The sequence below is a fragment of the Streptomyces sp. NBC_00207 genome (assembly GCF_045160965.1).
Taxonomy (GTDB): Bacteria; Actinomycetota; Actinomycetes; order Streptomycetales; family Streptomycetaceae; genus Streptomyces.
Genome location: NZ_CP130715.1, coordinates 7,113,385 through 7,130,646, shown reverse-complemented (window position 1 = coordinate 7,130,646; position 17,262 = coordinate 7,113,385). Strand labels below are relative to the sequence as shown.

The following is a 17,262-nucleotide window of genomic DNA, read 5'->3' as shown; positions in this document are numbered from 1 at the left end:
GAACGACCTGGGGCTCCGCCCCAGACCCCGCGCCTCAAACGCCGGCGAGGCTGGATTTGTCCGGCGTCAGCCTGCACGTGCCTGCGGGGCTGGATTGCGCGGAGCGCAATTTCAGCCCCTCCGGCGTTTGAGGAGCGGGGTTCGGGGCGGAGCCCCGGGGCTTTCAGCCCCGTCGGCGTTTGAGGCGCGGGCGCGGAGCGCCGTAGGGGGTTCGGGGCGGAGCCCCGGTATCCCAGCCTCGCCGGCGATTGAGGCGCGGGTCTGGGCGAAGCCCGGCGGGGTTCGGGGCGGAGCCCCAGGGGTCAGGCGCCGGCGAAGTGTTCGCGGACGAGGGACTCGACCACCGGGAGGTCGCGCGCGATCAGCGCCTCCAGCAGCGCCGAGTGCTCCGCCGCATCGGCGACGAGATCGGCCCGCCGAACCCGCGGAGCGCCCGGCAGGGGCCACTGCGCCCGCCGGTGGAGCTCCTCCGCCACCTGCACCAGCTGCGCGTTGCCGGCCAGCCTCAGCACCGCCCGGTGGAAGGCCCGGTCCGCCTCCGCGTAGCCCGGCAGGTCGCCCGCCGCGGCCGCCTCCGCCGTGGCGGCGACCTCCGGCCGCAGGGCCTCCCAGGTCTCCGCGGGCACCGTGCGGGCCAGCCGGAGCATGACGGGGACTTCGAGCAGCGCCCGGACCTCGGCCAGCTCGGCCCGTTCCCCCGGGGTGCGCGACAGGACGCGGAAGCCCCGGTTCGGCAGGCATTCCACCGCCCCCTCGACCGCCAGCTGCTGCATCGCCTCGCGCACGGGGGTCGCGGAGACCCCGAAGCGTTCTCCGAGGGCGGGGCCCGAGTAGATCTCCCCCGGCACCAGCTCGCCGTCGATCAGCGCCGCGCGCAGGGCGTCGAGGATCTGCCCGCGCACCGAATGGCGCAGTACCTTGCGTGTTTTTTGTGCCGGTATCCGGGCTCGGTCCGTGTCGTGCACTCGGTCCTCCTCCGGGTCTCGACCTGACCTGAGGATACGGCCTCGCCGAGATCGGGTAAGGTAAGGCTAACCTGTTAACGATCGTGCGATTCGGTGGTCCACCCATGGCCGTCACTGCCGTGACCCCTGCCCTGCGCGTCCCGTCCGCCCCGGCCGGCTCTCCGGTGGCGGACGCGTACGCCCGCCTGGCCGAGGTCTACGGCGGACTGGGGGTCGACGAGCCGGCCGCGCACGAACCCCTCCCTCGCGGTGCGGGATGGGTCGGCGCGGACGAGCTCGCGGCGGGCGGACCCGCCCTGGACGCCTTCCTCGCCTGGGACGACGCCCAGGTGCTGAGGGACTACGGCACCCAGGCCCGCCCCGACGTGATCGCGGGCTTCGGGCTGCACCGGTACGCGTGGCCGGCCTGCCTGCTGATCACCGTCCCGTGGTTCCTGGCCCGGCGGGTCCCGTACCTCCCGGTCGCCGGGGTGGCCTTCCACCGGACCCGCGGCCGGATGGCCGTGCACGTCGGGGAGTTCGCCTGCCTGCCGGACGATCCGGCGGCCCTGCTCCCCGGGGCCCGTGTCGTGCCCGACGAGGAGGCGCTGCGCGGTGAGGTGCGGGCTGCGGTGGCCCACCACCTCGGGCCCGTGCTGGAAGGTTTCGGTCCGCGGATGCGACGCGGCCGCCGCGCCCTGTGGGGCATGGTGACCGACGAGGTCGTCGAGGGGCTCTGGTACGTCGGCGCCCTGTTCGGCGAGGAGCGCCGGGCCATGGCCGAGCTGGAGGCGCTGCTGCCCGGCTCCACCGCCCCCTACACCGGGGGCGCGGGGTTCCGTACGCTCACGGGCCCCGACGGCCGCGTGCTGCCCACCCGGGACCGGGCCGGCTGCTGCTTCTTCTACACGATCCGGCCCGAGGACACCTGCGTCACGTGCCCCCGGACCTGTGACGCGGACCGCGTCGCCCGGCTCACGGCCGACGCCGTCGACTACTGAGCGTGATCCCGGCACTAACCCACCCGTAAGAGTGACCGTAATCGAACGCAACTCGGCTCGTACGGCAGCCAGTTCGAGTAACAACGCCCTATCCGGCGGGCCCCGACCCCCGATGGCGTCCACTTGCCCCGAAACCCGCATGCACAGCTCACCGGCTACGCCACTATGGCGCCCGGAAAGCCGCACAGCCGCATGGACGCATACGCGAGGCAAGGGACATCCGCATGAGACTGACCGACATATCGCTGGACTGGCTGCTGCCCGGCAGCCTGCTGATCCTGGGCGTACTTGCGGCAGTTGCGGTACTGGCCCGTGGCAAGCGCGAGAGCGAGAAGGCCGCGGCCGACGACAGCTGGGAGCGCAGCGAGGAACGGCGGCGGCGCAAGGAAGCCGTCTACGGGACCGCTTCGTACGTCCTGCTCTTCTGCTGCGCGGCCGTCGCCGCCGCCCTCTCCTTCCACGGTCTCGTCGGCTTCGGCCGGCAGAACCTCAACCTCTCCGGGGGCTGGGAGTACCTGGTCCCCTTCGGCCTCGACGGCGCCGCCATGTTCTGCTCGGTGCTCGCCGTCCGCGAGGCCAGCCACGGCGACGCGGCCCTCGGTTCCCGCATGCTGGTCTGGCTGTTCGCGGGCGCGGCCGCGTGGTTCAACTGGGTGCACGCCCCGCGCGGCCTGGGCCACGACGGGGCCCCGCAGTTCTTCGCCGGGATGTCGCTCTCGGCGGCCGTGCTCTTCGACCGCGCCCTCAAGCAGACCCGCCGGGCGGCGCTGCGCGAACAGGGCCTGATCCCGCGGCCGTTGCCGCAGATCCGGATGGTGCGCTGGCTGCGCGCGCCCCGGGAGACCTTCGGCGCCTGGTCGCTCATGCTGCTGGAGGGGGTCCGCACCCTCGACGAGGCCGTGGACGAGGTGCGCGAGGACAAGAAGGAGAGGGAGCAGGACCGGCACCGCAGGCGCGACCAGAACCGGCTGGACCGGGCGCGCATCAAGGCTCTGGGCCGGCAGAACCGGGCGTTCGGGCGGTCCCGCGGCCGCCAGGTCGAGCTGCCCGAACTGACGCAGGGAGCGGGCTCCGCGCCGGTCGGCGCGGAGCCGGCCATACCGGATTCGGGACAACTGCCCTCGCGCCGCCGGCCCTCCCTGCAGGCCGTGAACGGAACCGAATCCTTTGACGTGACCGGCACCCGGACGGTGGACCTCACCGCCGAGGACGACACCCAGACCATTCCCCGGCTGGACTCGCTGGAGCGCAAACTGAAGGACCTGGAGCAGCAGTTCGGCTGACCGGTCCCGATCGGGGAAGACCCCGGAGGGCCCGCCTGCTCAGGCGGGCCCTCCCTCGTACGGCGCGTCGTGGCGCCCGTCCAGCTCGAACCACACCACCTTGCCGCTGCCGAGGGCCAGCGCGTCCACACCCCAGTCGTCGGCGAGCGCCTGTACCAGCACGAGTCCCCGGCCGTGCGTACCGTCGTCGGCGGTCGGTACGTACGGCCGGGGTCTGCGTGCGGCGTAGTCCCGGACCTCCACCCGTAACCGTGTGGCGGCGAGACTCGCGGACACCTCCGCGCCCCGGTCGGTGTGGACGAGGGCGTTGGTGACGAGCTCGGTGATCAGCAGCTCGGCCACCTCGGCCGCATCGGTCCGGCACCGGTGGTGCATCAACTCGCGTAAGGCCCGGCGGACTTCACCCACCGCCTTCAGGTCGGCCCGGCGCACGCTCCGGGTGATCCGCAGCGTGTCCACCGCTCCCCCGTCCTCACCGGCGGACGGTTCGCGCGGCACCGGCCTGCCTCTCCGCCACGGCTTCCCGTTCTTCGCCCCCACCCGCACGGCGATGTCCCTCCCCGCGTCCACGCTCTCGAACTGGTCTACGGGATGCATGCCCCCCGGGGGGTTCCGCACTCCTGCGGGCTTACGGGCGGGGCACGTTGCGGAGGTTGGATCGAGCCATCTGGATCATGCGGCCCACTCCCCCGTCCAGCACGATCTTGCTGGCGGATAGTGCGAATCCGGTCACCATCTCGGCGCTGATCCTCGGTGGAATCGACAGGGCGTTGGGGTCCGTCACCACATCCACCAGAGCGGGTCCCTTGTGCCGGAAAGCGTCCTTCAAAGCCCCTGTGAGCTGCTTGGGCTTCTCGACGCGGACCCCGTAGGCACCCGCCGCGCGGGCGATCGCGGCAAAGTCGGGGTTCTTGTTGGTCGTCCCGTAGGAGGGCAGGCCGGAAACCAGCATCTCCAGCTCGACCATTCCGAGAGATGAGTTGTTGAACAGGACCACTTTGACGGGGAGGTCGTACTGCACCAGGGTGAGGAAATCTCCCATCAGCATCGAGAAACCGCCGTCGCCCGACATCGACACCACTTGACGGTTCCGGTCGGTGAACTGTGCGCCGATGGCCTGCGGGAGGGCGTTGGCCATGGAGCCGTGGCTGAAGGAGCCGATGATGCGCCGTTTGCCGTTCGGGGAAAGATAGCGCGCCGCCCACACATTGCACATGCCGGTGTCGACGGTGAAAACGGCGTCCTCGTCGGCCAGTTCGTCGAGGATGGCGGCCACGTACTCGGGGTGGATCGGGGTGTGCTTCTCGACCTTGCGCGTATAGGCCTTCACCACCCCTTCCAGGGCGTCCGCGTGCTTCTTCAGCATCCGGTCCAGGAAACGGCGGTCCGTCTTGGCCTTCACCCTCGTGTTCAGCGCGCGCAGGGTCTCCCGTACGTCCCCCCAGACCGCGAGGTCCAACTGGGAGCGGCGGCCGAGGTGTTCGGGGCGGATGTCCACCTGGACGATCTTCACGTCGTCGGGGAGGAAGGCGTTGTACGGGAAGTCCGTGCCGAGCAGGATCAGCAGATCGCACTCGTGGGTGGCCTCGTAGGCGGCGCCGTAGCCCAGCAGACCGCTCATGCCGACGTCGTACGGATTCTCGTACTGGATCCACTCCTTGCCGCGCAGGGCGTGCCCTACGGGCGCCTTGACCCGGCCGGCGAACTCCATCACCTCGGCGTGCGCCCCGGCCGTGCCGCTGCCGCAGAAGAGCGTGACCCGGTCCGCCTCGTCGACGAGGCGGACCAGCTTCTCGATCTCGGCGTCACCGGGCCGCACGGTGGGGCGGGCGGTGACGAGCGCGTGCTCCACGGCCTTCTCCGGGGCGGGCAGGGCGGCGATGTCCCCGGGCAGGGCGACCACGCTGACGCCGCTGCGGCCGACGGCGTGCTGCACGGCGGTCTGGAGCAGCCGGGGCATCTGCGCGGGGTTCGAGATCAGCTCGCTGTAGTGGCTGCACTCGCGGAAGAGCTGGTCGGGGTGGGTCTCCTGGAAGTAGCCGAGGCCGATCTCGCTGGAGGGGATGTGCGAGGCGAGGGCGAGCACCGGCGCCATCGAACGCTGGGCGTCGTACAGCCCGTTGATCAGGTGCAGGTTCCCCGGGCCGCAGGAGCCCGCGCAGGCGGCGAGGCGGCCGGTGATCTGGGCCTCGGCGCCCGCGGCGAAGGCCGCCGTCTCCTCGTGGCGCACCTGGATCCAGTCGATGTCACCCGTCCGGCGGATCGCGTCCACGACGGGGTTGAGGCTGTCGCCGACGACGCCGTACATCCGCCGCACGCCGGCGCGCACGAGGATGTCGACGAACTGCTCCGCCACGTTCTGCTTGGCCATGAGGGGGGCATCCTTCCCGGTCTCCGGTCCGGTCTCTCCGACACGCGTGCCTCCCATCCAGCCATGTGTGCGCCGGTTACGCCTCCCAGACCGCGGCGGCCGTGCGGTCGTCGGCGTACCCCTTGAGGCGGAGCTGGGTGTCCGCGAGGAAGGCCGCCAGGCCCGGCGGCTCCGCCTCGCTCCAGCGGGCGGCGAGCTCCGCCGTGAGGGCGGCCTCCTCCCGCATCGGCTCCGCCAGGCCGCCGGAGCACAGCAGCAGGGTGTCCCCCGGCCGGGCCACGGCCGCGCGGAACCGGAATCCGCCCTCGGTGTCCTCGGCCTGCCCGGCGGTTTCCAGGTCCTCCCACTGGCCCGACCGGAGACGGAACAGCCCGCCCGCGCCGGCGCCGAAGCAGACCCGCGTGCGGCACTCCGGGTCCACGGGGAGCAGCAGCCCGCGCAGCCCGGCGGTGTACGCCGCCTCGGCGAGCCCCAGCTCGGCGGCGCGGGCCCGGAGCCGGCCGTAGCCCCGGTCGGTGAGCCGCTGCAGGCCCGAGCGCAGGGCGTCGCGGCGCCCGGCGCGGATGTCTTCGGCGAGGCGGCCCTGGCTCCGCCCGACGGCCGCCGCGACCGTGCGGCACAGCTCGGCGGCGGCCTCCGCGGCCCCGGGCGCGGCCCGGTCCCCGCCGGCCAGGGCCACCAGGACCAGGGCGTCGTCGCCGCCGCCGAAGCGGGCGGTGAGCAGGAAGTCCCGGCGGGCCTCGCCGCGGTAGCGGGCGGAGTCCCCGCGCAGGGAGGCGGCGCGCAGCGTGTAGCTGCCGTAGCGGGCACCCTCCAGCACGGTGTCCGGGGTCAGCCCGTCGAGGGCGGCCGGGTCGGCGGGCGGGAGCGCGCCCGGCTCGGCGGCGTAGGTGGGTGCGCGGTCGCCGAGGTGGTGTACCTCGGGCCGCCGCTCCGCCGGGGCGTCCGCTGCGGGTACGGGTAGGGGCGCGGGCACCTCCTCGGTCCGGTCCTCGCGGCGCGGCGCCTGCGTACGCCGGACCGGCAGCTCGGGCCCGGCCACCGGCGGCACGTCGACACCCCCGAGCGCGTACCCGGTGGCCCCGCCCGCACGAGGATCCCGCGGCACGCCGACACCCGTCGGCGCCGGGGGCGCCTGCGGGCCCGGGGATGCAGGCGGGGCAGAGGCCGAAGGCGGCGGCGGAAGCGGTGGCCCGGCCGGTTCCGGAGCCGGGGGCGAAGGCGGTGCCGGTGCCCAGGGCTGGCCCGAGGCCCAAGGCGCGGCCGGGGCCGCAGGCGAAGGCGGGGCCGGGGCCGCCGACGGAGTCCGAGGCGGGCCCGAGGCCGCAGGCGGGCCCGGAGGCGGTTCCGGAGCCGCAGGCTGGGCCGACGCCGAGGACTGGGCCGAGGGTGAGGGCGGAGCCGGCGCCCAAGGCTGGGCCGAGGCCCAAGGCGCGGCCTGGGCCGGGGCCGCAGGGAAAGGCGGTGGCGAGGCCGTAGACGGGGCCGGCGATGGTGGGGCCGGGGCCGCCGACGGAGTCCGAGGCGGGCCCGAGGCCGCAGGCGGGCCCGGAGGCGGTTCCGGAGCCGCAGGCCGGGGCGGAGCCGGGGACTGGGCCGAAGGCGAAGGCGGGCCCGAGGCCGCAGGCGGGGCCGGGGACGTGGGCGGGGCCGGGGACGTGGGCGGGGCCGGGGACGTGGGCGGAAGCGGTGGTGGTGGGGCGTACCGCTCGGCGGGTGACGACAGTTCCGCTTCGGGCGACGCCGGGGACGGGCGCGGGCCCGGAAGCACCGGCGGGGGCGGAGGCGGGAGGTACCGCTCGCGGGGTGACGGCACTTCCGGCGCGGGCGGAGGCTCCGGGGCCGGGCGCGGGCCCGGAAGCAGCGGCTGTGTCCGTCCCGGGGCACCGGGCCCGTCGTCCCGCACCGGTACCGGCCCCGGCGGGCCGGCGTCCTGCCGGAAGGCGTCCGGCACCGGCGGCCGGGCGGGCAGGCCCGCGTCCGGGGCCGCAGCCTGCCGCGGGCCCGGCAGCGGTCCCCGCTCCGGCGCCTGATCCGGCCCCCGCTCCCCTTCCCGATCCGGCGGAGCCGGTGACGCGGGTACGGCCGGGTCCGCCGTCACTCCCGCCGCCGAGCGGAACCGGTTGTCCAGGGTGTCCCCCGGGTCGGCTTCCGGCCCAGCGTCCGGATCCTCGTAGAGCTTCTGCCACCAGTCGTCCGCGCCCTGCTGACTCATGCCCTCATTCTCGGCCTCCCGCAGGGGCGGAAAACGCCGAACGCACGAAATCGGCCCCGGGGAACATCGGTCCAATGGTCCACGCGGTTCAGGTACGCACGGCGGTCCTTGCGCCGAGCCGGCAACGCACCGCGGGCGCGCAGCAGACGCGCAGGGTGCGGCCCTGCCGGCGCCGTACGGTCACGCCGTGGGCACACGTGGCCCGTTCGGCCCCTTCGACGGGTCCGGCCCGATCGCGCATGCCGAGGGTCACCGGCAACTCCGGGGCCCGGGCACCCTCGTGGCCGACAGCGGCGACGGCGGCCGCGAGGAGCCTGCCGTCCTTGGCCTCGTCGGCCCGCAGTCCGCCGTACGTCTGTTCGCACAGGAGTCCGCCAGTGGTCGAGGATGCGCCGGGTGCCGCGCGCCAGGCGGAACACCTCGGGCGCGTCCGTGGGCAGCGCGCCCCACTTCGGTCGCCGGAGCGGGTGGAGGCGGCCGGAGGTGCCCGCGTGCGGCGGTGTCAGGCCTGCGCGGTGGGCCGGACGACGATCTCGCCGACGTCGACGCCGTCGGGCTGCCCGATCGCGTAGCCGATGGCGGAGGCGACGGCGGAGGGCGGCATCGCGATCTCGTCGCGCTGCCGGGTCATCGCGGCCGCGGCCTCGGGGCCGGCCCCCTTGCCCACGCCCTCGGTGTGGGTGAAGCCGGGCGAGACGAGGGTCACGCGGAGGCCGGGGCCCGATTCCTGGCGCAGGCCCTCGGTGAGCACCTTCACCGCCGTCTTGGTGGCCGCGTACACGGCCTGGGGGGACTTGACGGCGTAGGCCGCGGTGGAGCCGACGTTGACGAACTGGCCGGAGCGCTGCCGCCGGAAGACCGGCAGCGCCGCCCCGATGCCGTTGAGCAGGCCGGTGATGTGGGTGGCGACCATGGCGTCCCAGTCGTCCTGGCGCAGGTCGTCGAACGGCGAGACGGCCATCGTGCCCGCATTGGAGACGAGGACGTCGAGCCGGCCGAACCGGTCGACGGCCGTGTCCGTGAGGCGCTGGAGGTCCTCGCGGCGCGTGACGTCGACGATGACGCCGGTGGCGGTGCCGCCGTTGGCCGTGATGCCGTCCACGACCGCGTTCAGCCGGTCCTCCCTGCGGGCGCCGAGTACGAGCCGGGCGCCCCTTTCCGCGAGGTGGACCGCGGTCGCTTCGCCGATGCCGCTGCTGGCACCCGTGATCGCGATGACCTTGCCCCGGATACCCGACATGAGCAGTCTCCTTCGTGGGCGCCTGCCGGCCCGGTGACCTACAGTGAAAACGGGGGTGCCCCCACTTACGTCCAGACTAAGTGGGGGCGTCTCCGCTTAGCAAGTCATGGCACAGCGAAGGGCACTTGAGAGGGGATGGCGAGCACTGATGACCGATGGAGCACAGCGGCCGCTGCGGGCTGACGCACGGCGCAACAGGGAGAAGATCCTCACCGCCGCCGTGCACGCGTTCACGACGCAAGGGCTGGACGCGCAGATGGAGCGCATCGCCAGGGAGGCGGGCGTGGGCAGCGCCACCCTGTACCGCAACTTCCCCACCCGGGAGGCCCTGGTCGAGGCGGTCTACCGCAACGAGGTGGCCCATTTGTGCGACGCCGCCCCCGCTCTGCTCGCACAGAAGGCACCCACCGAAGCCCTGCGCGCGTGGACGCGCCTCTTCCTGGACTACGTCACCGCCAAATACGGCATGATCGACGCGCTGCGCGCCATCGCCGCCACCGGCGGCAACCCCTACGGTCACAGCCGGGAGATGATCCAGGCCGCCATCACCGCGCTCATGGACGCGTGCGCGGCCGCCGGGACGATCCGTACCGACATCAGGCCCACCGACATCGCCGCCGCCCTCGAAGGCATCGCCCTCACCTCGGCGGGCGCCGAACACCGGAAGCAGGCCGAGCGCCTGCTCGACCTCACCCTGGACGGCCTCGCGGTCCGCCCGTGATCCGTTCGCGATCCGCCTGCCAGGGGGCGGGTTCGGCGTGCCGTCCAGCGCACCCGGTACATGCCCGGAGGCCGGTAACGGTCCACCGGGCCGCCGCCCGGTGGACCGTTACCGCTCTGCCCCTGCGGACTAGCGCACGTCGTACGCCCGCACGACCGTCTGGGTGACGGTGGCGCCCTTGGCGTCGGTCAGTTCGACCCTCAGGGAGACCGGCTTGCCGGAGGCTCCGGCGTGGTCCACGACCGCGGTCCAGCGCCCGGCGTGCTCGCTCACCTTGGCCCGGGTCCAGTTCTCACCGTCGTAGGAGTACGACAGCTTCGCCGACTTCAGGGCGCCGGGCACGTAGTCCGCGTGCCCGGTGGCGCTCAGCCCGATGCTCTGGCCGTTCGCCGCCGCCACCGTCTTCATCCCGTCGAGCGGGGCCGCGTACCGCGGGAAGAGCACCGGCAGGCCCTGCGAGTACGCCGACGCGTCCAGCTTCGAGGTGAAGCCCCAGGTCGTCCGGACGGAGGTAGACCGCTGCCAGACCCGGGCGGGCGGGCCGATCTTCTCGATGCTCTGGGTCAGTTCGTAGCGGCTCTCCTCGGCCGGGATCTCGAAGACGCCGAACGGGTACCAACTGTCCCCGATGTCCTCGCCGTTGCGCTTGAGCTGGAGTCCGCCGATGTCACCGAAGGAGCCCGGCTGCGCGGCGTGGCCGCCGTCGCCCCACATGGCGGGGGCGAAGCCGATCAGGTTGCCCTGCCGCTCGGCGGCGAGCGTCTCCTTGCCCGAGAGATCGCGCGGTGCGACGGGTCCGGTGATCCCGTCGTACCAACTCGCCCGCACCTTTTGGCCCTTGGTGTAGGTGTGCTGCTCGCCGACCATGAATTCGCCCCAGGGGAAGCTGCTGGAGAGCATCTGGTCCCAGGCGGTGTCCCCGGCCGAGTAGTACTCGGTCCGCGTGCCGGGCGCCGCGACGGTCTCGATCCCGCCGAAGTACACGGCGCTGCCGATCGGCCGGTAGGCGCCTGCCAGGTCGATGAAGTCGGCCGCCACGCCCATGGAGTTGTAGGCGGACTCGACCTGGCCGAGGTCGCGGTCGCGCACGCGGTAGGTACGGCCGCCCTTGACCTCCCCCGTCTCGGGGAAGGCCAGGGAGTAGACGTACGGGCTCTTCGCCGTGGCCTTCCAGGACAGCGTGACCTCGCCCGTCTTCAGCCTGGCCAGCAGCGCCTGTCCTTCGGCGGCCTCGATGGCCATCGCGGGCAGCGCGCCGCCCGCGTAGCCGGTGAAGGCGACCCAGCGGCCCGGGGCCTCGCGGTGGGCGAGCACCGCCTTGGCCCCGGCGGCCTTGGCGTTCTGCGCGACCTCGTACAGCGCGCCGTCCACCACCTTCACCAGGACGACCGCGTCCTTGGCGCCGGCGGCGGCGAGCTCCTCGGGGGTGCCCGAGCCGGCGTCGACCAGTCGGGCGCTGCCGGTTCCGTCGAGGTTGTCGCTGCCGGTGGAGGCGGTGATCGGGTGCAGGACCGGTCCGCCGACGGCCTTGAGCTCGGAGATCAGCGGCGCGGCCGCCCGCCAGTAGCTGCCGAACTCGAAGTCGCCGTCCTCGGCGCGGCCTTCGACGGAGGCGTAGAAGCCGCGGATGGTCCGGCCGCCCATCGCCGTGCCCGCGTGCAGCCATCCCTCACGACCCCAGCTGCGGGCGAAGCCGAGGGTGGTGTTGCGGGCCTCGACGGGCTTGTCGGCCGCGATGTCCAGGCGCCCGGCCCTGCGGGCGTCGAGCACGATCGTGGTGTCCTTCTTCACCTCGACCTGGGGGCGGCCGAGGTAGGTGAGGGAGTCGATCAGTTCGGCGCCCTCCCCCGCGTCGGGGGTGCCGACGAAGGCGGAGAGGAAGTAGGCGCCCGGGCGCACCCGGTAGACCTGGTCCGCGGAGCCGTCGTTGAAGCGGCGCTCACCGCTGGCGTCGTCGGTGCCGATGACGTCGAGGGAGGAGGGTCCGGCGGCCGGCTTGCCCGCGCGGTCGACGAGCTTGACGCGCAGCGTCACCGTCTCGGGCTCCACGTAGAGCGAGAAGGGGGTGGAGACGTGCACGCCGTTCGCGGTGGCGACGACGCGGCCGGTGACGTCCCCGTACTGGGAGCGCGCCAGCTTCGCGGCCGGGTCGAGGGCGAGGGGCACCGTGACGGTGGCTCCGGCCGGGACGGTGACGGTGCGCTTGTCGAGGCGGGCGACCTGGCTGCGGACGGCGGAGCCGTCGTTGCCGGTGACCTTCTCGACGGCGAGGTTCAGCGTGACGGGGGTCTTGCCGAGGTTGGTGTACGGGACCTCGGCACTGCCGCGGTCGCTGCGGTCCTGCGGCCAGTTGTACGCCCCGCCCTGGACGGCGGGGGCGCTGGTGACGGTGGTGTCGATCGCGGCCTTCACGTCGAGGCGGCCGCCGCCGGTCTCCCGTACGTCGCCGGGGACCTTGGTGTTCGCGGAGCCGACGAGGGCGGCCTTGATCTGCTGGGCGGTCCAGTCGGGGTGGCGCTGCTTGACGATGGCGGCGGCGCCCGCGACGTGCGGGGTGGCCATCGAGGTGCCGGACATGGACTGGTAGGCGTACACCCCGCGGCCGCCCGCGGCGGCGGCCGAGATCCCGACGCCGGGGGCGGCGATCTCGGGCTTGAGGGTGTGCTGGAGGCCGGCCGGGCCACGGCTGGAGAAGCCGGCGGTGGTGTCGTCTCGGTCCACGGCTCCGACGGTCAGCACGCCGGCCGCGCAACCGGGCGACGAGACCGTGTTGTTGCCGGGGCCCGAGTTGCCGGCGGCGATCACGAACAGCGGGCCCTGCCGGGAGAGCCGTTCGGCGGCCGCGGCGAGCGGGTCGTCGCAGGCGGTCTGGGAGGGGTCGCCGAGGCTCATGGAGACCACGTCGGCCTTGGACTCGACGGCCCACTCCATGCCCGCGATGATCCACGAGTCGAGGCCGTAGCCCGCGTCGTTGAGGACCTTGCCGCTGAGGAGTTCGGCGCCGGGGGCCACGCCCTTCCTCGCGCCGCCGCTCTCGGCTCCGGAGCCGCCGACGGTGGAGATGGTGTGGGTGCCGTGGCCCTGCCGGTCGGCGTCGGTGTCGGAGTCGGTGAAGTTCTTCGACGCGCCGACGCGGCCCTTGAGGTCGGGGTGCTCCAGGTCGGTGCCGGTGTCGAGGACGGCGACCTTGGTGCCCTTGCCGTCGAATCCGGCGGCCCAGGCGGCGGTGGCGCTCACCTGCTTCGTGGAGCGCTCCAGGTTCGCCTGGACCTTGCCGTCCAGCCACAGCTTCTTCAGCCCGCCCGAGACGGAGCGCGCGCGGGCGTCCGTACCGGTGACGTCGGCCCAGAAGGCGGCGGCCTGCTCCTTGTCTGCGGAGAGCGCGACGGCGCCGATGGAGCCGAGGACGAGCGAGCGGTCCGCGCCGCGGGGCGCGGGCGGGGCGCTGCGCGCCACGTTCACGGAACCGTCGTAGACCGCGATGAGCGGGAGCTTCTTGGTGTGCGCGTCGTCGTAACCCTGCCGGACGAGGCCGGTGACGTTGAAGAGCTCGTGGTCGGCCCGGCCCGCGGCGAGCGCCTTGACCGCGCTCTCGGGGTACACGTACAGGTCCTTGCCGGACTGCCTCGTCTGCACGAGCGGCTGCGAGCCGTCCTCGCGCGGCATCGCGGTGGCGGCCGTCCGGCCGGCCGCGTCCGTGGAGACCAGGATCCGGTCACCCGTGACGAGGGTGACGGTGACGGGGGCCGTGGGCTGCTTTCCGGCCGCCTCGCTCCCGACGAGTGGTCTCTTCCCCGCTCCAGGTGCTCCGTCGACCGGCTGCGCCGTCGACGGGCCGACGGCGGTGACGGCAAGGACGGCCGCGGTGGCCGCCCCGAGTGCCGTACGCGATATCGGGCGCATCGCTCTCCCCAGGTGAATTCCGGCCAACTACTGCATTGCACGGCAAAGCTGCCGCGTAAATGGCTTCTGGCCAGCGGATGTTGGTGCTGCGGTGGCGCCACCTTGGCAGAGGGGCGGGGGGTGCGGCGATGATGTCCGCGGCGGGTTTGCGCCGTGGCCGCTTCCCGCCAGGCGCTGTGTCGAAAGGTGGTGGACGGGTTGCTGGGTGCCATAGGCCTCGACGAGGGGCAGGAGTCGGCGTACCGCGTGCTGGTGGCGCTGGGTGCGGCGGAGGTGCCCGACCTCGCGCACCGGCTGACGCTGCCGGTGCCGCAGACCGAACGGGCCCTGCGCCACCTGGAGCGGCACGGGCTCGCGGCGCAGTCCTCGGCCCGGCCCGGACGCTGGGTGGCGGCCCCGCCCGGGGTCGCGCTCGGGGCCCTGCTGACCCAGCAGCGGCACGAGCTGGAGCAGGCGGAACTGGCGGCGGCGCTGCTGGCGGAGGAGTACCGGGCGGAGGCGGCCGAGCCCTCCGTGCACGACCTGGTGGAGGTGGTGACGGGCGCGAGCGCGGTCGCGCACCGTTTCCACCAGCTCCAGGTGGGTGCGGCGGAGGAGGTGTGCGCCCTGGTCAGCGCCCGGCCCCAGGTGGTCACGTCGATGGACAACGAGGCGGAGGAGCAGGCCTCCGCGCGGGGCGTCGAGTACCGGGTGGTGATCGAGCGGGACGTACTGACGCTGCCGACCGGGATCCGGGAGGCGTCGACGGCGCTCGCGCGGGGCGAGGGCGTCCGGGTGATCCCCCGGGTTCCGACCAGGCTGGTGATCGCGGACCGGTCGCTGGCGCTGGTGCCGCTGACGGGGCCCGGAGCAGAGCCGGCGGCGCTGGTGGTGCACGCGTCGGGGCTGCTGGAGTCGCTGACGGGGCTGTTCGAGGCGGTGTGGCGGGAGGCCCTGCCGTTGCGGCTGGGGGCGGCGGGAGCGGAGGAGTCCGAGGACGTGCCGGACGCCACGGACCTGGAGATCCTGTCCCTCCTCCTGGCAGGCATGACGGACGCGAGCGTGGCGAAGCACCTGGAGCTGGGCCTGCGGACGGTGCAGCGGCGAGTCAAGGGCCTGATGGAACTGTCCGGGGTGACGACACGCCTGCAGCTGGGCTGGCACGCCTACGAACGGGGCTGGGTGGCCCGATAGGCCCTGGTCGGTCAGGCTGAGCAGATGGATCTGCCTCAGCTGCTCCTGGTGGGGCTGGTGCTGCTGCTCGGGGTACTGGGAGTGCTGGTGCCGGGTGTGCCGGGCACCTGGCTGGTGTGGGCGGGGCTGCTGTGGTGGGCGCTGCACGTGCGGTCGGCGCTGGCGTGGTCCCTGCTCGTCTCGGCGACGGCCCTGCTGCTGGTGGTCCAGGTGGTGAAGTGGCAGCTGCCGCCGCGGCGGGTGCGGGGGCTGGGGATCACCCCCCGGATGGGGGTGTTCGCCGGGGGCGGCGCGGTACTGGGCTTCGTCGTGATCCCCGTGCTCGGGGCGGTCCCGGGCTTCGTGGGCGGCATCTACTTCTGCGAGCGGCTGCGCCTGGGGACGCACGGCGAGGCGTGGGCGTCGGTACGGGCGGTGATGCGGGCGGTGGGGACGAGCGTGCTGGTGGAGCTGTTCGCGTGCCTGCTGGTGGTGGGGGCCTGGGTGGGGGCGGTGGTGGCGGGGTCGTAGTCGCGCCCCCTGGCCGGTCACGCCCCCTCGCCCTTTGCCGGCGCTCCCCCGTCCCTTGCCGGCCACGGCCCGCGGCCGGCGCAGCGGCCGCCGCGGGACCTAGGTCCTCCGGGGGAACCCGGCTACGGCCGCGGTCCGATGCAGGTGCGGCCGGCAGCTGCGAGGCTTCCGGGTATGAGGGCGTTCGAGGGTTTCAGCGAGTCGGAGTCGGCATACCTGCGGTCCCAGCACCTGGGACGCCTGGCCACCGTGGACGCGGCCGGGCAGCCACAGGTGAACCCGGTGGGGTTCTTCCCCCAGGAGGACGGAACGCTCCTGGTGGGCGGGATGGCCATGGGCCGTACGAAGAAGTGGCGCAACCTCCGGCACGACCCGCGGCTCGCCCTGGTGGTGGACGACCTGGTGAGCACCAGCCCGTGGCGGGTCCGCGGCATCGAGATCCGCGGGCACGCCACGCTGGAGACGGGGCCGCACGGGCTCGGCCCGCACTTCAGCCCGGAGGTGATCCGGATCCACCCCGACCGGGTGCACACCTGGGGCCTCTGACCCCCGGCGAGCGGCCCCGGCGGAGCCACTGGGGCGGGGCTCCGCCGGGGCGGTGGGGGTCAGGAGCGGTTGCCGCGCTTGGCCGCGTAGTTGGCGCGGCCCTCCGCGGACTTGAGGCGCCAGTCGCGGCGGATCTCCGACCGGAGCCGCGCGTCCGTCTTCGCGACGATCCGCTGGTTCTCCCGCAGCAGCTTGCGGTAGCTGTCCAGGCGGCGTTCCGCCAGCTCCCCCGAGTCCAGCGCGGCCAGCACCGCGCACCCCGGCTCCGCCTCGTGCGCGCAGTCGTGGAAGCGGCAGTGCTCCGCGTACTGCTCGATCTCCGAGAAGACCTGGCCGACCCCGGTCTCGGCGTCCCAGAGCCCGACGCCGCGCAGTCCCGGCGTGTCGATGAGGACGCCGCCGCCCGGAAGGGCGAGCAGGTTGCGGGTCGTGGTGGTGTGGCGGCCCTTGCCGTCGACCTCGCGGGCCTCCTGGACCTCCATGACCTCCGCGCCGAGCAGTGCGTTGGCCAGCGTGGACTTGCCGGCGCCGGAGACGCCGAGCAGCACGCTGGTGCCGCCCGCGACGACGGCCGCGAGGACGTCCGTGCCCTCTCCGGTGACGGAGGAGACGGTCAGCACCTGGACGCCCGGCGCGGTGGCCTCCACGTCCTGGACCAGGTGCCCGAGCGTCACCGGGTCGGGGACGAGGTCCGCCTTGGTGAGGACGACCAGCGGCAGCGCGCCCGATTCCCAGGCCAGGGCCAGGAAGCGCTCGATGCGCCCGAGGTCCAGTTCGACGGCGAGGGAGACGGCGATGATCGCGTGGTCGACGTTGGCGGCGAGGATCTGCCCCTCGGACCGCTGCGAGGAGGTGGAGCGTACGAAGGCGGTGCGGCGCGGCAGGTACGCCTTCACGTAGCGCGGGTGGCCCGCCGCCTCGACGGCGGCCCAGTCACCGGTGCAGATGACCCGCATCGGGTCGTGCGGGGTGACGAAGGCGGTGTCGGCGCGGACGATGCCCTCCGCGGTCATGACGTCGCACTGGCCGCGGTCGACGCGTACGACCCGGCCGGCCACGAGGCCCTGTTCGGCGTACGGGGTGAACTCGGCCGCCCACGCGTCGTCCCAGCCGTAGGGGGCGAGGGCGTCAGAGAGCGAGGCCTGCAGAGAAGAGGTGGAAACGGAGGAGGAAGCGGGGAAAGACGAGAAAGACAAGGGGAACCCTTCACAGGGTGGCCCCGGCCGCGTGCGCTCGCTCGACGGCGGCGCGCGAAGAGGTGTGAGGTCAGCCGGAGACCACAGAAGTGACATTGATGGTCTTCTGAGTGCGGGCAGCGCCCTGCGCGACGACAGTCATCAATGAACTCACCTCCG

The 17,262-nt window shown here is 73.6% G+C and carries 13 protein-coding genes; 6 read left to right on the top strand and 7 right to left on the bottom strand.

Features of this window, described 5'->3' with window-relative positions:
* Positions 1–302: 302 nt before the first annotated feature.
* Entirely contained in the window at positions 303–965 is a 663-nt protein-coding gene (locus OG472_RS33270) for a GntR family transcriptional regulator (protein ID WP_401612669.1), read from the bottom strand.
* A gap of 104 nt (positions 966–1,069) precedes the next feature.
* Here OG472_RS33270 and OG472_RS33265 point away from each other — a divergent pair, with 104 nt between their 5' ends.
* Both OG472_RS33265 and OG472_RS33260 read left to right on the top strand, forming a co-directional pair.
* Positions 1,070–1,945 carry a (2Fe-2S)-binding protein gene (locus OG472_RS33265; protein WP_405832570.1) on the top strand — a complete coding sequence of 292 codons (876 nt, stop codon included), beginning with the start codon at positions 1,070–1,072 and terminating at the stop codon, positions 1,943–1,945.
* A gap of 224 nt (positions 1,946–2,169) precedes the next feature.
* A complete protein-coding gene (locus tag OG472_RS33260) occupies positions 2,170–3,228 on the top strand; it encodes a DUF2637 domain-containing protein (protein WP_401612673.1) in 1,059 nt (352 codons plus the stop codon).
* 39 nt (positions 3,229–3,267) lie between these two features.
* On the opposite strand, the gene OG472_RS33255 is transcribed toward OG472_RS33260, so the two are convergent.
* The 4 genes from OG472_RS33255 to OG472_RS33240 all read right to left on the bottom strand — a co-directional run bounded on the left by OG472_RS33255 (position 3,268) and on the right by OG472_RS33240 (position 9,054).
* Positions 3,268–3,660: an ATP-binding protein gene (locus OG472_RS33255; RefSeq protein WP_383570519.1), complete on the bottom strand. Its 393-nt coding sequence runs from the start codon at positions 3,658–3,660 to the stop codon at positions 3,268–3,270.
* A gap of 196 nt (positions 3,661–3,856) precedes the next feature.
* Positions 3,857–5,599, bottom strand: coding sequence for a pyruvate dehydrogenase (locus OG472_RS33250; protein WP_405832568.1), 1,743 nt, complete (start codon positions 5,597–5,599; stop codon positions 3,857–3,859).
* A gap of 76 nt (positions 5,600–5,675) precedes the next feature.
* The gene (locus OG472_RS33245) at positions 5,676–6,707 is read right to left on the bottom strand and encodes a protein phosphatase 2C domain-containing protein (protein ID WP_405832566.1); all 1,032 of its coding nucleotides are present in this window, start codon (positions 6,705–6,707) and stop codon (positions 5,676–5,678) included.
* A gap of 1,609 nt (positions 6,708–8,316) precedes the next feature.
* A complete protein-coding gene (locus OG472_RS33240) occupies positions 8,317–9,054 on the bottom strand; it encodes an SDR family oxidoreductase (protein ID WP_401612680.1) in 738 nt (245 codons plus the stop codon).
* 148 nt (positions 9,055–9,202) lie between these two features.
* Here OG472_RS33240 and OG472_RS33235 point away from each other — a divergent pair, with 148 nt between their 5' ends.
* Positions 9,203–9,775 (top strand): TetR/AcrR family transcriptional regulator, encoded by a 573-nt coding sequence (locus tag OG472_RS33235; protein WP_401612682.1) that lies wholly within the window; start codon positions 9,203–9,205, stop codon positions 9,773–9,775.
* 129 nt (positions 9,776–9,904) lie between these two features.
* Here OG472_RS33235 and OG472_RS33230 read toward each other — a convergent pair whose 3' ends face one another.
* Complete coding sequence (locus OG472_RS33230) at positions 9,905–13,678, bottom strand: S8 family peptidase (protein WP_405832564.1); 3,774 nt, start codon at positions 13,676–13,678, stop codon at positions 9,905–9,907.
* A gap of 198 nt (positions 13,679–13,876) precedes the next feature.
* Here OG472_RS33230 and OG472_RS33225 point away from each other — a divergent pair, with 198 nt between their 5' ends.
* The 3 genes from OG472_RS33225 to OG472_RS33215 all read left to right on the top strand — a co-directional run bounded on the left by OG472_RS33225 (position 13,877) and on the right by OG472_RS33215 (position 15,907).
* Complete coding sequence (locus OG472_RS33225; protein WP_401612688.1) at positions 13,877–14,851, top strand: helix-turn-helix domain-containing protein; 975 nt, start codon at positions 13,877–13,879, stop codon at positions 14,849–14,851.
* Between the two features lie 24 nt (positions 14,852–14,875).
* The gene (locus OG472_RS33220) at positions 14,876–15,361 is read left to right on the top strand and encodes a DUF456 domain-containing protein (RefSeq protein WP_401612690.1); all 486 of its coding nucleotides are present in this window, start codon (positions 14,876–14,878) and stop codon (positions 15,359–15,361) included.
* A 174-nt stretch (positions 15,362–15,535) separates the two neighbouring features.
* Entirely contained in the window at positions 15,536–15,907 is a 372-nt protein-coding gene (locus tag OG472_RS33215; RefSeq protein ID WP_361769375.1) for a PPOX class F420-dependent oxidoreductase, read from the top strand.
* A gap of 59 nt (positions 15,908–15,966) precedes the next feature.
* Here the strand turns inward: OG472_RS33215 and rsgA are convergent, their stop codons facing one another.
* A complete protein-coding gene (gene rsgA, locus OG472_RS33210) occupies positions 15,967–17,103 on the bottom strand; it encodes a ribosome small subunit-dependent GTPase A (RefSeq protein WP_401614941.1) in 1,137 nt (378 codons plus the stop codon).
* Between the last annotated feature and the right edge of the window lie 159 nt (positions 17,104–17,262).